The following is a 14,212-nucleotide window of genomic DNA, read 5'->3' as shown; positions in this document are numbered from 1 at the left end:
AATTAACTATATATATATTGAGTCCCTTTCGGGAGCGTTTTAAACTTTATTATTTTAACTAGCTGTAAAGATACATCTAAAAACAGAATTTTGGGATTCGCATTTCTCTCGATGTGATAATGTGCCTTTTCCAGTTCCGAAATAATAGCATCGGCCATGTTAAGATTAAGCACGTGGGTTGATAGCTTTTTTGCTGTTTCCATAGCCGAAACCGGCAGTTTAACCAGGTCCTCAGCTCCGCTTAACAGCAGGCTGCATTCTCTTAAAAAACTAATCCCGTATTTTAAAAAGTTCTTTTGGTTTTCCCTTCCCCATCCGGCAATCTGATCTACAAAATTGGTTAAATCCAAAACCCGGTTGCCATAACCCATTCTTAACCATTCGGCAAACTTGTCGGCATTTTCATTTTGTGTATTGGCCACCAACTGCTTGGCCTCAATTAAATTTCCATCTGCAAGAAAACTGTATTCGGTAGCCTGATTTTCCGACAGGCCATATTCATCCATCAAATAGCTTTCAACAGTGGCATGAGGCAGTTTCGGTATTTTAACAATCTGCGTACGCGACAAAAGGGTTGAAAGAATTTGCTCCTGATTGTTTGCCACTAAAATAAACAGGGTATTTTGAGGTGGTTCTTCAATAATCTTTAACAATGAATTGCCTTCTTTATCCAGATATTCGGGCAACCACATAATCAAAACCTTTGTCTGTGCTTCAAAAGCTTTATAACTTAATTTTTTGATGATATCATGACACTCTGCGATGTTAATATTTGCCTGTTTATTCTCAGCGCTCAATTTAGAACGCCAGATATCCATATCAAAATAAGGATCGGCAAGCATCATACTTCGCCATTCGTCTAAAACATCTACCGCTATTCTTACATCTTTTGAGGCAAAAAACGGATAAGAAAAATGCAAATCAGGATGAATATATCTTTCGTACTTTCTGCACGAAGAGCATTCTCCGCAGCTATCATCAGCCTGTTTATCAAGGCAGTTAATGTATTGGGCATAGGCAATTGCCATAGGTAAGGCTCCGCTTCCTTCTGATGAAAGAAACAACTGCGCATGACTTATCCTATTCTCAGCAACTGTTTGTATCAATTGCTGTTTTATGCTTTCCTGACCTATGATATTCTTAAACTGCATTTGGTGCAAAATAGCAAAATTTTAAGACTTGCCTATAACCGCCATTAAAGTTGACACAATACCTGACAAGCATATACCTTCGAGCACACTGGAAGCACACTGCTTGCACACCTCTTCGGGTAAAGGTACCTGTTTTCCGAAGCAATCTGCTCGCAGTCTACTCTCAGCCTTGATTCAGCCGAACACCAGGTACCTGCCAGATTTTATTATATTTGCCGCTATGCCCAGGATTTTAGCCTTTGATTATGGAACCAAACGTATCGGTTTAGCCGTTACCGACCCCTGCAAATTATTGCTACCGGGCTTGACACAATACATCCTAAAGACGCCATAGAATATTTAAAGAAGTACCTTTTAACTGAACAAGTTGAAGCCTTTGTTTTTGGTGATCCAAAACAAATGGATGGCTCTCCTTCAGATTCTGCACAGCATGTTAAAGGTTTTGCCAGAACTTTAAAAAGAACTTTTCCTGATATTCCGCAACATTGGATTGATGAACGGTTTACTTCGAAGTTAGCCCATCAAACAATTATGCAAAGCGGATTAAAAAAAACAGACAGGCAAAATAAGGAACGGGTAGACACCATTTCTGCAACTATTATTTTGCAATATTTTATGGAACAGCGCCGTTTATAGATTGCATTTATTAAAAATTATATGAGCCTTATCAGCGATGACATGCAACAGCTTTTGCTTAATTACTGCGAACCAGAAAGCAAATTGCTGCAAAAAATAGATAGAGAAACCAACTTAAAAGTACTGATGCCCAGGATGCTTTCGGGCCATTATCAGGGCAGGGTACTTAGCTTTCTAAGCAAAATGATAAGCCCAGTGCGTGCTTTGGAAATTGGCACTTTTACGGGCTATGCAACTTTGTGCCTTGCCGAAGGGTTAGTAGATAACGGGATCATTTATACCCTGGACATAAATGAAGAACTGGAAGATATGGTGCGCAGCAACTTTGCTGAATCTGAGTTCAACAGCAAAATAAAATACATACTTGGCGATGCAACCCAAACTGTAAACTCATTAGACGAAACCTTTGATCTTGTGTTTATTGATGCGGACAAGAAAAACAATGGCACTTATTATGATCTTGTTTTCAACAAAATCAGGCCTGGTGGACTCATTATAGTTGATAATGTGCTATGGAGTGGAAAAGTACTGAACACCAACCAGGACAAAGACACTAAAAATATCACTACATTTAATGACAAAATTGCGGCAGATGACCGTGTAGAGAAACTCATTCTACCTGTTAGAGACGGGTTGTTTATCATCAGAAAAAAATAAGGTATGATTAAATCAATACTGTTAGTTTGGGTTAGTGTAATCGCTATAAATTTTATTGCAAAGGCCCAAACCACAGCAGAATATATTGCGGAGAATGTAGAATATGCGCAAACGCTAATGAGGGAACATAAAGTGCCTGCCAGCGTTATTCTTGCTGTTGCAATTCATGAATCGGCCTCGGGCACCAGTAAAATTGCCAGGTATCTTAACAATCACTTTGGTATTAAAGGCGCCAACAGCAATACAGAAATCCGCTCATCATACAGAGACTACCCATCTGTTCGCGAATCGTATGATAGTTTTTTGGAATTCTTAAAAAGCCGCTCCTCTTTTGAAGCCCTTTTTGTGAAATATGATCAGTTTGATTACAGAAACTGGGCCAGAGGGATACAACGCGGAGGCTATGCACGCAGCCGGACCTGGGCATCGCAAATTATAGGGATTATTAAAAGAAATGACCTTACACAATACGATGAAAGGCCTGATGATTATGTAGAACCTGCAACACCAGTGGTGAGCAGCAAATCCAGATCGGCAAGGAAATCAGCATCAGCTTATACTGTTAAAAAGGGCGACAGCCTGAATAAAATAGCGAAGTTGAAGGGAACAACGGCTTCGGCATTAATGAAAAAAAACGGACTAAAAGGCTCCGCGCTTAAACCCGGACAAAAACTTAAACTATAATGAACAAAAGATTAATTATACTGGCAGCTGTTGCATTATTTTTCTCTGCCTGTAAATCACGCAAGTACAGTCGTAATAACAAGGCTATTGAAAAGGAGGCCGATAAGGCAAATCCTGACTATAAATCTCGTACTACGGTAATGTATATTGATGAATTTAAAGGGGTGGCAATTGAAGAGATGAACAAGTCTGGGATTCCGGCCAGTATTACCCTTGCGCAAGGCATTATTGAGTCGGGAAGTGGAAACAGCAGCCTGGCCAAGTATGCAAATAACCATTTTGGCATCAAGTGTACCTCTGAATGGAAGGGAAAAGGATATTACAAAGACGATGATAAGGCCGATGATTGTTTCAGGGTTTATAAAGATGCCCGTGAGTCTTACAGAGACCATTCTGAATTTTTGAAAAGAAAGCGCTACAGCGCTCTTTTTGAACTTGATAAAAACGATTATAAAAACTGGGCTCTTGGACTAAAACAAGCCGGCTACGCTACTAACCCTAAGTATCCGGACCTGTTGATCAATATTATTGAAAAATATCAACTGTATTTTTATGATCTTCCTGAATCAGAGAATGAAAAATTAAAACGCGAAGACCGTGTTTTCTCAGAAATCAATGCAAACATCCCTCAGGAAAAGAAAAAGTTCACTCCTGTGGCGACTCCGCCTTCAAAGCAAGTAGTTAAAACTCCTGATACCTTAAAAATAAGTACCCCAGAACCTGTAAAAACCACTGACCCAGTAACTATAGAAAGCTCTTACACTGTAAAACAAGGTGACACGCTTTATAACATATCTAAACGCTTTAACATCTCGGTAGATGATATAAAAGCATTAAACAATTTGCCAGACACCGGTATAAAAATTGGCCAGAAACTTGTGTTAGTTAAATAATGTTAATGTTTATTAAGCGCTGATAGTTATCTTGTAGTTTTGCATATTCAATGAGATTTTTTAGCCTGTTATTAATTCTTTACTGCACAGCATTATCTGCTATGGGCCAAACCAATACGGTAAAGGGCTTTGTGGTTGATAAAGATTCGAAACTTCGACTGGCTAAGGTATATATCTATAACGCCAGCAAAGACGAAGGTATTTACAATACCCCAAAAGGAGAGTTCTCTATAAATGCTTCTGTTGGAGACACTTTGTATGCGGTACTGCAGGGCTATGCGGTAGATACAATTATCCATAGCGGCCAAAAAGCAGTTTACTTTCAGCTTAAATCGCTTGGTATTAATTTACGCGAGGTATCTATTACAGGCCGAAAATATACCCCTAAAGAAATACATGCCAATACGTTAAAGGAGTATAAGTATGCTTTAGACAAAGGCAAGGCTAAAGATCTGCTTAACCTTGGCCTTGGCGGAGCGGGCTTAGGTATTGATGCAATTTATAACCTGTTGAGCAGGGAAGGCAAAAATGCACGTCATCTGCAAAAAATACTCGAACGCGATTATCACGAGGCCATTATAGACTATCGATTTACCCCTGAATACGTAAAAAAAGTGTTACACTTAGGCGACTACGAATTGGAAGATTTTATGCAGCAATACCGCCCAACTTATCAGTTTGTTTTAACCGCTTCAGATTATGCCTTTATTGTTTACTTAAGGAACAGCTATGCTAGTTATAAGCGCAATCCGGCTGCTTTTAGGTTACAACCACTTCCTAAAATAAAGGTTGAAGAGTTTTGAAACCATGGTTTTTCATATTATCAAAGCTGCCGGCCAATGCAATGGCCATTTTCCCTTTTATTATTTTAAAAAACAAGTCGCTTAAGGTTGATAAAGTACTAATTAACCACGAGCGGATACATTTTAGGCAGCAACTGGAGCTGCTTATTTTGCCTTTTTATTTTTTGTATTTATTGATGTACCTGATAAATCTAATCAGATACCGGAATCATTACTTAGCCTATTTTAATATCCCCTTTGAAAAAGAAGCATATCACTTTGATAATGACTTATCGTATTTAGCTCATAGAAAGGCTTTTGCCTGGATTAACTTTACTGGCAAAAAACGATAAATCGACTTAGGTTTTGTAATTAGTTTACTAATAAACTTTTAATAAGTCACATTTTTGTTTTTCTTTGTAGTAATGAAGAGTTTTAATATCTGCCTCTTGTTACTGTTTATCACCTCATCAAGCCTGATTGCTCAGGAGATTGATACTGTGCCTATTGAAACCAAAGGCATGGAGATAAAATTAAAACGTAGTCCTTTACCATCAAGGACCGGAATACTGAATTACACACCTGTAAAGATTCCACCGGTGGTTATTGCCGAAAAAGTTAATTATTGGAAAGTAAGAACTTCTGTTGGTATTAACCTAAATCAGGGTAGCTTTTCGAATAACTGGAAAGCGGGTGGTGTAAACTCTCTTGCCATTGGCGGACTTATTAACTATCGGGCTGAATACAGAAAAGAAGGTTATGGCTATGTAAGTGAGGTAATGCTTGAATATGGCAAGGTAAAAAACAAGGATCAGCTGCAAAAGAAAACCAGAGACAGGATTTTCTGGGATAACAAAGCTGATTTAAGATTATCAAAAAGCTGGTATTTCTTTGGTTCTGTTACCTTTGAATCTCAATTTGATAAAGGATATGCCTATTTTAGAGAAAACAATGTTGAGCAAGCCTCACTTGTTTCTAAATTCATGGCTCCGGGCTATCTTACAGAATCAATCGGTTTTGAATATAGACCAGTAGGTTATTTTTCGACCAGAATTGGTACGGGTACAGCCAAACAAACATTCCTTTTGGATAACGTTAGAAACAAAAAATATAATCCTGGGAATTATGGCGTAGACACATTAAAAAACTTCAAAAACGAGCTCGCTTTTCAAATTGTAAGTAATTTTGACAAGCAAATCTTTAAAAATGTAAACCTGAAAGCAAGATATCAGATGTTTATTCCTTATGACAGGCCATTGGTACATGTTGATCACCGTTTAGATGTTGAACTAAGATCTCAGATCAACAGGTTAATGAATGTAACACTTACCGGTGTAGGTTTATTCGATAAGGATGCTGACGATGAGATACAGGCAAGTCAGGCACTGGCTTTGGGTGTGGCATTTACCTTCCCACGTTAACATTCTACATAAAGATTACGGATATTTACTATCGGTATCAGGCAAAATTAATAACTTTGCACTTCACAAAAAATTGAACACTAAGCATTAAAGAAAATGTTTGAAAATTTACAGGATAAGTTAGACCGCGCGTTTAAAGTTTTAAAGGGACAGGGAAGTATTACAGAGATCAACGTGGCGGAGACCATGAAAGAAATCCGTAAGGCTTTATTAGACGCCGACGTAAATTATAAAACAGCTAAAAGCTTTACCGATGAGGTTAAAGAGAAGGCATTAGGCTTAAATGTTCTTACAGCTGTTTCGCCAGGCCAATTACTTACTAAGGTAATGAACGACGAGCTTACCGCTTTAATGGGTGGAGAGGTAACAGAATTAGATCTAAAAAACAATCCTACTATTATACTTATTGCCGGGTTAAACGGTGCTGGTAAAACTACTTTTACCGGTAAATTAGCCAACTTCCTTAAAAGTAAAGGCAAGAAACCACTATTAGTTGCCGGCGACGTTTATCGCCCTGCGGCAGTAGATCAGTTACAGATTTTAGGTGAGCAGATTGGAGTTCCTGTTTATTCGAACACGGCCTCTAAAGATCCTGTTGGCATAGCCCTGGAAGGTATTGCTGAAGGTAAAAAACAAAATAATAATGTAATCATTATAGATACGGCCGGCCGTTTAGCAATAGATGAGCAGATGATGGATGAGATAGCCGCCGTAAAAGCCAGTACTAAACCGCACGAAATCCTGTTTGTTGTTGATGCCATGACCGGACAGGATGCGGTTAACACGGCAAAAGCTTTTAACGATAGATTAGACTTTACCGGTGTTGTATTAACCAAATTAGATGGTGATACACGTGGTGGTGCCGCCCTATCTATTAAATCTGTAGTAAACAAACCAATCAAGTTTATTGGTACAGGCGAGAAAATGGAAGCTCTTGATGTATTCTATCCTGAAAGGATGGCATCAAGGATTCTGGGCATGGGTGACGTAGTTTCTCTTGTTGAACGTGCGCAACAGCAGTTTGACGAAAAAGAAGCTGCTGAGCTTCAAAAGAAAATCCGCAAAAACAAGTTTGATTTTAACGATTTCTACAATCAGATCCAACAGATCAAAAAAATGGGTAACATGAAAGACCTAATGGGCATGATACCTGGTGTTGGCAAAATGATGAAGAACGTTGACATTGAAGATGATGCATTCAAAAGCGTTGAGGCTGTAATTCAGTCGATGACTAAATTTGAGCGCGAAAACCCTGATAGTATCCAACAGAGCAGACGTTTACGTATTGCTAAAGGTTCGGGTACCAAAATTGAAGAGGTAACTAAGCTGATCAAACAATTTGAAGATATGCGTAAGGTGATGAAGCAATTCTCTAACCCGGCCGCAGCTGCAAAAATGATGAGGAACATGCCTAAAATGCCTCAGGGCAAAATGTAATTTCAATAAATTTTACAAATTCCAACCACTTAATGTCTAAATCAGTATAGTTTAGCACTACACATATTGTATGCTAAATTATGCTCATCAAAACTTTTGGAAGTGTTGTTTTTGGGGTAAATGCTTTAACAATCACCATCGAGGTAAGTATTGGAACAGGTACCACATTGTTGGCTTGAAGGCCAGAGCAGTACAGAACGAACGATTTTCTGCTACCAATACGCTACATTGCAACGCCCAGATGAGCCCAAATATGGTTCGCAACATTTTCCGGATAAATAACGACGGACAAGTGCTAATAAAACAGGCTATGGAAAAGCTGGGCCTATCCGCCCGTGCATATGATCGTATCTTAAAGGTATCCAGAACTATTGCAGACCTTGCGGGAAGCCAGGAGATTGAACTGGAACACCTGGCAGAAGCGATACATTACCGCAGCCTGAACAGAGATAGCTGGGCTGGTTAATCCAAATCTTCATCCTCTTCTTCATTGTCTTCAGGAACATAAGCCATAATTTCTCTGCCAATGCTGTTGATCTCTTCGTCAGTTTCGAAAACAGGGATTGCTGTTTCAAGATCAAGCCTTAACCACTGTAAATCTGTGTCTTTTTGTATGTGAGCGTATTCCTTGCCATTTTTATAGATTACATAAGTATCATTTCCTTCCGGAAATATGGCGTAGTCAATATCTCCAATTTGAATGTCGAAAGGCTCTTGCATAGTTTATTATTTTATTTCAGGGTGGGCTGCTAACGCAGAGTTGAGTAATTATAAAACTGCATTTTCCCGGTCCCGGTTATATTAATTGTTTTTGTTTCGTTGTTGCCATTGACTCCTTTTAAAGTAAGGGTAATCGCATTATCCCCCTTTTTTAACGGGATTCGGGCATAACGGATTTCGCTGGGCAGTGTTTGCCAGTTTCTGGTATCTGCTTTCTCTGACAGCAGGCTATACAACTGCATACCGAAGCCTAAGCCCTCAAGTAAGGAATTGTCCTTACCATCTTTTCCATTTCCCTTGGCGCTGGCTTTAAGTGCATATTCAGCACTTTTCTTTACTGCCAAACGGGTCAGTATTTTACCCATCTCCTTTGCAAAACGCTGGTTGAGCGTTTTAAATGCAAGTTCATTAATATCTTCAGCCTTTTCAAAGCTAATTGTTGAATCGGCATTTGTAATTGTGGCACTGGCGAAATAAGGCCGCTGAGCCACGTATTTCGGATAAGTGGCCCTTAGGCTATTAACAGAGTTTAAATTAATGTCGCCGGTTCCATATGCCGTATTATAGGGAATAAACAAGGTCCCTGCAGCATTGGTAAATACCAGATCTCCATTACTGCCACGGATAAGGGAAAAAAGAAACTCTTCTTGTTGCTTAACCGGTGCTAAACCATTTTCCCAAAAAAGAATTAGCGTTCCCCCTTCCGAAGAAGGCTGTGGCTGATATTTTATATTAAACAGTTCTTCAAATCTGTTTAATTCCGATTTAAAGCCATTTTCATCAGCCATTCTAAGTACATCAAGTTCTAGCTCTTTAGGTAAAGTTGTTCCGTAGTAGGTTTTATCCGGGCTTTTTAAATAAACTTCTGCGGCATTCCGGTAAGCGATAAAAGCATTATTAACGTCTCCGTCGCTTTCATATATTAAACCCTGAAGCATTAAAGAAAATGCATCTTTAGAATATCTGTTCTCTTTATCGTTAAACTTATCCCCCTGCTCTTGCGATTGCAGGCTAATTCTTCGGGCTTCTACTATCGCATCTTCTGTTTTGTGCAGATATAGGTAGTTAAGAGCCTTATAATAATGAATCATAAACTTTTCAAAGTCTTCTCCTTTATAAGCCTGGGTCATGGGATTTACAAGCGTTCCAACAACAGCATCCATAGCACCACCAATTCCATTTTCCAAAAGTTGGTCGGCCTCATTAAAATAACGGTTGCTGTTTTCATAGTCACCGATCAGGTGGCTTGCTTTTCCTTTTTCCATTAAGAACAGCAATTTATTTCGTGGTTTCTGGAGCAGGCGATTCTTATCCAGCTCCTTAACAGCCTCATTATAATTTCCCGTTGCGATTTGTTTATAATACCCCGCAATTTTCTCATTATAAGAAGCACAGCTAAAAAGAAAAAGCATCAATCCTAAAAGAACTGATGCCTTAAGCTTATTCTTACTATTATTTGTCATACTGTTATCTTAGCCGGACCAGGATCCTGCTAGTTCTTAACGTATTTAGCAATTTTTTTATCTCCTATCCATACAACTTCGTTGGTTTGGATATCTGTTAACTCCAGATTTACCTGATAATAAACTACTTTTTTGCGTTTATGAGAATCAACAATCGAATTAATTGAACCCTGCAAAATATAGTCAGCTCCGTTTTCCAATCCGAATTTCTTCATTGTAGAAACAGAGGCATTATCTTGCTGATCTGCTTTTTCTGCGCGCAGTTCTTCTCTTTTTTTACCTCCCTGCACCAAACGAACGCGCTCACTTTGAACAAATGCCTGCTCAACATCTTTAACAAATGTTTCTGCATCTATATGCTCATGGCTTTTATTTTGAACAAGGCCAACGACTACTACTGGTTTTTTGCCTGCTTTAGCCTCAAGATGGGTAGATAACCATTTGGCGCCCAACACGCTTTGTGTCATTTCCTGAGCAACTATTCTGGAGTCAGTGTTATTCCAATTTCCGCTAACATCAACCGTCTCTGTTGTGTTAATTCTTGTTACTTGTCTGGAACATGATGAAATCATAAGGCCAGAAACTGCAATGGCAGCGAGAGTTAATATTTTTTTAAACTGCATTTTATTAGATATATTTTTAAGTAAATGTTGTGTTTTAGCTTACCAGCCCCAGCATGTTCCGTAATTCCCCCAATAGTTGTAGCGATGGCCCCATCCAAAATTTAAGGACGGGTAGTAATAAGAGTTCCCGTAATAATAAGGGTAGGAATACAGGCTACGCTCATAATTACGTTCACGCCGCAGTTTTCGGCGTTCTTCTCTGACTTCGTACCAATCGTATGCCTTATAGGTGTTTTGAACAGTTGTACCCTGATCTCGGGTTAAAGAGTCGGACATGTTCATGTATTTAGCCCTGGCCTCTTCATATCTGGGGTTTTGATCCTTAACCAGATTGGCTTGCTGTCCATACCCATTAAAAGTATAGGTAACACCGGCTAATAAGCCTGCAATAATCATCAAAGTCCTTTTCATAGTATAAAGGTTTAACTGAAAGCAAAATTACTTAATATTTTTATTGATTTTCTTATAGAATTACAATCCAAGTGTCAATAATCCAGTTAAAAAATGTTAAATCTTAAGATTCTTCAATTGCTCAATAAATTCAATGAATTTTGAACTTGCATAATTGGCTGCTCCAGATTCATTGTAGGATATACGACCTTGCTTATCAAAAACAATTGTTGTTGGCAATGCCCCTTTAAAAAGATTTTCGGGAATGTTTGACGCAACTGAATAAACCGGCATTCCGTAGCTTCTTGAATCCATATACTTTTGTGCTTTAGCTAAGTTGCTATCTGCATCTACCATAATAAAAACAACATCCTTATCACTTTTATATTGTTCATAAAGCTTGTTGATAGAAGGCATTTCTGCCAGACAAGGAGGGCACCAGGTAGCCCAGAAATTAATAAATATTACTTTGCCTTTTAATGACCCGAGGTCAACCGTTTTTCCGCTCTTATCTTCAAATTTAATTCCTGAAAGGTCAGCAGGAGGAGTCCCTGCTGCTATGGGTTCTGTTCGAGGTTTAAACAAGCCTATCTCCATTAGCCCTTGCATTAAAAATGCTTTGGCCGACGGAACAAATAAAATGATCAGGAACAATGCTATAAATACAGCATTTATTATGTTTTTCTTCGTCATCATTTCTCTCATAGCAAAGCAAAGTTACGCGTTTAAAAATAAACGCTAAAAATCAAGCTTTAGCCTCACTCCCGTGCCAATCAGTCGTAAGTTTTCTTTAGAAACCTCTTTCATTGGCACTTTCATAAAAGGTTCAATTGATACCGCTTTATTTTTAGATATCTTTTGCTTGTATCCAAACGAAAAATTATAGAAGCCAATATATCTTCCATCTTTTATTTCTGATTCAGGAGCCGGCTCAACAACTCTTTCGTTTACGGCAAATGTTTTCATATCTGCCAGTCCGTCGCTTGAAAACGCAGGACTCTCTACCAGTTTACCCTGGATATAGCTATTGCTCTGTTTTTGATTTATTACAGCAAATGCAGATACCCCAACATTGGCATAAAAGTTTTTACTTAAATGGTATTTAAGCTCAAGAGGAATATCTATTCCGGTAACTTGTGCTTCTATAGATTCCAGATCTTTATTTTGCCCAGCAAGAGCCGTACTTACGGTAGGAGGCAAACTTTTTGAAGCAGCCATTTCGCTATAAGATACACCAGAACTTAAAGAGATTTTGTCTGTTAATGCATATCCCATAGTTACGCCATAACCCATGTTAAGCTTTTTGGTATTGCCAAACGATGGAGAAACGACTAGCCCCAATTCCCATTTGTCTTCTTTTTGATGAACTGCTGACTTTACTATAGGATTACCCTGATTTTTCCGAGTCTCTCCGTTAAGAAATTCCTGAAAAACGGTAGTTTTATTCTCTGTGGCAGTCGGTTTGGGTGCTGTTTTTACAATCTCCTGGGTTACCTCAGGAACTCGCCCTACAGGTACAACAGGGCTTGATTTTTCGACAATTGTTTCTGTAGAAGTAGCCGAAACAGCGCTTAAAGGCTCTTTATCAGCAGCATAGGCAACAATATTGTTTTTTTGCATTTGAGTTGGCACTTGCTCATGCTCTTTGACCACTATTGACAGATTTGCATCTTTAGCCTCTTTTTCTTCAGGCTTAACATAAGGATGAGGTGCCTTTTGTTTGTGCTGTACACTTTGTACTGGCAGCTGATCTGTTACTTTATTGCTAAAAAACATCATTGCCGCAGCAGCAATTAATACCACGGCAGCCGCACTGCTTAAGCGCCACAGCCATAATACTTTTGTATTTCTTTTGCCTTCAATTTCACTAAAGTTCTCCCATGAGCCTGGGACATACTCTTCCTCATGCCCCGACAGACTTTCTTTTATGTGAGCTATTAACTCATCTTCAGACTCTTTCATATGTTCAGTTCGTTGCATATGAATTAATTAATGTTTTAGAATATAAGTCCCTCAACTTATTCTTTGCCCTTGTAAGGTAAACCCTGCTTGAGCTTTCCGGAATGTTCAGCATTTTCGATATCTCATCATGCGAAAACCCTTCAATTTCATACATATTAAAAATAATCCGGTGTGTTTCCGGCAATTTATTTAGGAGTTTTAGAATATCCTGCACATTTAATTGCGAAACAGCATCAATACGTGTAAGAGGCTGCTGGTCTTCGCCTATATCATCAACGTACATGTATGTCTTTTTTGTTCTTAAAAAGTCTATTGCCGTACGAGATGAGATTCTTGCTATCCAGCCCTTAAAAGCCTTTTGTAATTCTGTATCATCCTTTGGGAAACTAAACTGTGTTATCCCTTTAAAAATCTTTATAAAACTATCATTTACAAGCTCTTCCGAGTCATTTCTATCGTTAACATAACGCAAAATAACACCCATTAAATAGCCGTAGAATGATTTATAAATCATCTCCTTACTTTTGTTGTCATTCTTCAAACACCCTGCTATAATATCCTCAAGCCCGAGCATTCCTTTTCAGCACAATTAAGAATTCGTGTTATAATCATATCTATAGCGTAGCGCAAGCGAATTAGGTTTATGTAAGCCGGCTTACTTTGCAGGCCGGCTTATTAAGCAGATTATTAGTGGTTAAAAATAACCGCTCCAACTTTCATTTCGTCAGTTGTAGCCGACTTAAGTCCTTTTACCCAAATGGTATAAACTTTACCATTTTCAATTTTTTGATCAACTAAGGTTGCAACTTCAGCACCAGCACCGTCTTTAACCTTAAATGTTACTTTATCGCCTGCATCAATACTTTCAAAGTTACTATATTCTTTAAATAATTTATTTGTAGCAACAGGCGCATCTTTTCCGGCAATTTCTAGGTTCAATGCAGGGGCATCAGGACTAAGGTTTATAAAACGAAGTTTAGCTTTACCTGAACCCGGCATAGTAACAGAATCCTTAACTAATAGAAACTTTACTTTATCAAATCCATCTATCACAAAAAGCGAGTATGCCATTTGCTCTTTTAATTTTAGCTTTTCTGATAGAACACTTGTAGCAGATCCTTTTTTAGTAATTTTTACATCTCTTTCTCCAGAAAGAACCTGTTTGTAGTTAATTCTGTTGGTGTAAGCAAAATCATCGTTATTTACTTTAGTCTCTCCAATGTAAAAATCTAGTTTTTCAGTAGTTGGAGAAGCATGAATAACGCCCAAAGCGGATATCGGTTGAGGTGTATAGTCAAACTTATCCTTTGTACAAGATACCATTACCGCTGAGACTGTAACCGCAGCAATAAGTGTTTTTGATATCGCTTTAAATTTGTTTGTAAATTTCATA

The 14,212-nt window shown here is 38.4% G+C and carries 16 protein-coding genes and 1 pseudogene; 8 read left to right on the top strand and 9 right to left on the bottom strand.

Annotated features, from left to right (window positions below):
- Positions 1–2 precede the first annotated feature (2 nt).
- Positions 3–1,151, bottom strand: coding sequence for an ATP-binding protein (locus CPT03_RS18935; RefSeq protein WP_099440293.1), 1,149 nt, complete (start codon positions 1,149–1,151; stop codon positions 3–5).
- 220 nt (positions 1,152–1,371) lie between these two features.
- On the opposite strand from CPT03_RS18935, the pseudogene ruvX reads away from it, so the two are divergent.
- The 8 genes and pseudogenes from ruvX (at position 1,372) to CPT03_RS18890 (ending at position 8,127) form a co-directional block, all read left to right on the top strand.
- Positions 1,372–1,787, top strand: a pseudogene (ruvX, locus tag CPT03_RS18930) (Holliday junction resolvase RuvX).
- A 21-nt stretch (positions 1,788–1,808) separates the two neighbouring features.
- Complete coding sequence (locus CPT03_RS18925) at positions 1,809–2,444, top strand: O-methyltransferase (RefSeq protein WP_099440292.1); 636 nt, start codon at positions 1,809–1,811, stop codon at positions 2,442–2,444.
- A 3-nt stretch (positions 2,445–2,447) separates the two neighbouring features.
- Positions 2,448–3,128, top strand: a complete 681-nt coding sequence (locus CPT03_RS18920) for a glucosaminidase domain-containing protein (RefSeq protein WP_099440291.1) — start codon at positions 2,448–2,450, stop codon at positions 3,126–3,128.
- A complete protein-coding gene (locus tag CPT03_RS18915; RefSeq protein WP_099440290.1) occupies positions 3,128–4,021 on the top strand; it encodes a glucosaminidase domain-containing protein in 894 nt (297 codons plus the stop codon). The genes CPT03_RS18920 and CPT03_RS18915 overlap by 1 nt, the downstream gene beginning before the upstream one ends.
- A 50-nt stretch (positions 4,022–4,071) precedes the next feature.
- Positions 4,072–4,824 (top strand): hypothetical protein, encoded by a 753-nt coding sequence (locus CPT03_RS18910; protein WP_099440289.1) that lies wholly within the window; start codon positions 4,072–4,074, stop codon positions 4,822–4,824.
- A 404-nt stretch (positions 4,825–5,228) separates the two neighbouring features.
- The gene (locus tag CPT03_RS18900; protein WP_099440288.1) at positions 5,229–6,224 is read left to right on the top strand and encodes a DUF3078 domain-containing protein; all 996 of its coding nucleotides are present in this window, start codon (positions 5,229–5,231) and stop codon (positions 6,222–6,224) included.
- Between the two features lie 96 nt (positions 6,225–6,320).
- The gene (gene ffh / locus CPT03_RS18895) at positions 6,321–7,661 is read left to right on the top strand and encodes a signal recognition particle protein (RefSeq protein ID WP_099440287.1); all 1,341 of its coding nucleotides are present in this window, start codon (positions 6,321–6,323) and stop codon (positions 7,659–7,661) included.
- Positions 7,662–7,731: 70 nt separating this feature from the next.
- Positions 7,732–8,127, top strand: coding sequence for a hypothetical protein (locus CPT03_RS18890; protein WP_099440286.1), 396 nt, complete (start codon positions 7,732–7,734; stop codon positions 8,125–8,127).
- On the opposite strand, the gene CPT03_RS18885 is transcribed toward CPT03_RS18890, so the two are convergent.
- The 8 genes from CPT03_RS18885 to CPT03_RS18850 all read right to left on the bottom strand — a co-directional run bounded on the left by CPT03_RS18885 (position 8,124) and on the right by CPT03_RS18850 (position 14,211).
- Positions 8,124–8,381, bottom strand: a complete 258-nt coding sequence (locus CPT03_RS18885) for a hypothetical protein (protein ID WP_099440285.1) — start codon at positions 8,379–8,381, stop codon at positions 8,124–8,126. The genes CPT03_RS18890 and CPT03_RS18885 overlap by 4 nt on opposite strands.
- A gap of 29 nt (positions 8,382–8,410) precedes the next feature.
- Entirely contained in the window at positions 8,411–9,844 is a 1,434-nt protein-coding gene (locus CPT03_RS18880) for a COG3014 family protein (protein WP_099440284.1), read from the bottom strand.
- A gap of 29 nt (positions 9,845–9,873) precedes the next feature.
- Complete coding sequence (locus CPT03_RS18875) at positions 9,874–10,467, bottom strand: penicillin-binding protein activator LpoB (protein WP_099440283.1); 594 nt, start codon at positions 10,465–10,467, stop codon at positions 9,874–9,876.
- Positions 10,468–10,506: 39 nt separating this feature from the next.
- Positions 10,507–10,878, bottom strand: coding sequence for a hypothetical protein (locus tag CPT03_RS18870; RefSeq protein ID WP_099440282.1), 372 nt, complete (start codon positions 10,876–10,878; stop codon positions 10,507–10,509).
- Positions 10,879–10,974: 96 nt separating this feature from the next.
- The gene (locus tag CPT03_RS18865) at positions 10,975–11,553 is read right to left on the bottom strand and encodes a TlpA family protein disulfide reductase (protein WP_245869891.1); all 579 of its coding nucleotides are present in this window, start codon (positions 11,551–11,553) and stop codon (positions 10,975–10,977) included.
- A 42-nt stretch (positions 11,554–11,595) separates the two neighbouring features.
- Positions 11,596–12,837 carry a hypothetical protein gene (locus tag CPT03_RS18860; protein ID WP_157766495.1) on the bottom strand — a complete coding sequence of 414 codons (1,242 nt, stop codon included), beginning with the start codon at positions 12,835–12,837 and terminating at the stop codon, positions 11,596–11,598.
- Entirely contained in the window at positions 12,824–13,393 is a 570-nt protein-coding gene (locus tag CPT03_RS18855; RefSeq protein WP_099440279.1) for an RNA polymerase sigma factor, read from the bottom strand. The genes CPT03_RS18860 and CPT03_RS18855 overlap by 14 nt, the downstream gene beginning before the upstream one ends.
- Before the next feature lie 113 nt (positions 13,394–13,506).
- Positions 13,507–14,211, bottom strand: coding sequence for a DUF4397 domain-containing protein (locus CPT03_RS18850; RefSeq protein ID WP_099440278.1), 705 nt, complete (start codon positions 14,209–14,211; stop codon positions 13,507–13,509).
- Position 14,212 lies beyond the last annotated feature (1 nt).

Source organism: Pedobacter ginsengisoli, assembly GCF_002736205.1.
Classification (GTDB): domain Bacteria; phylum Bacteroidota; class Bacteroidia; order Sphingobacteriales; family Sphingobacteriaceae; genus Pedobacter; species Pedobacter ginsengisoli_A.
This window is presented reverse-complemented; position numbering and strand designations above follow the sequence as displayed.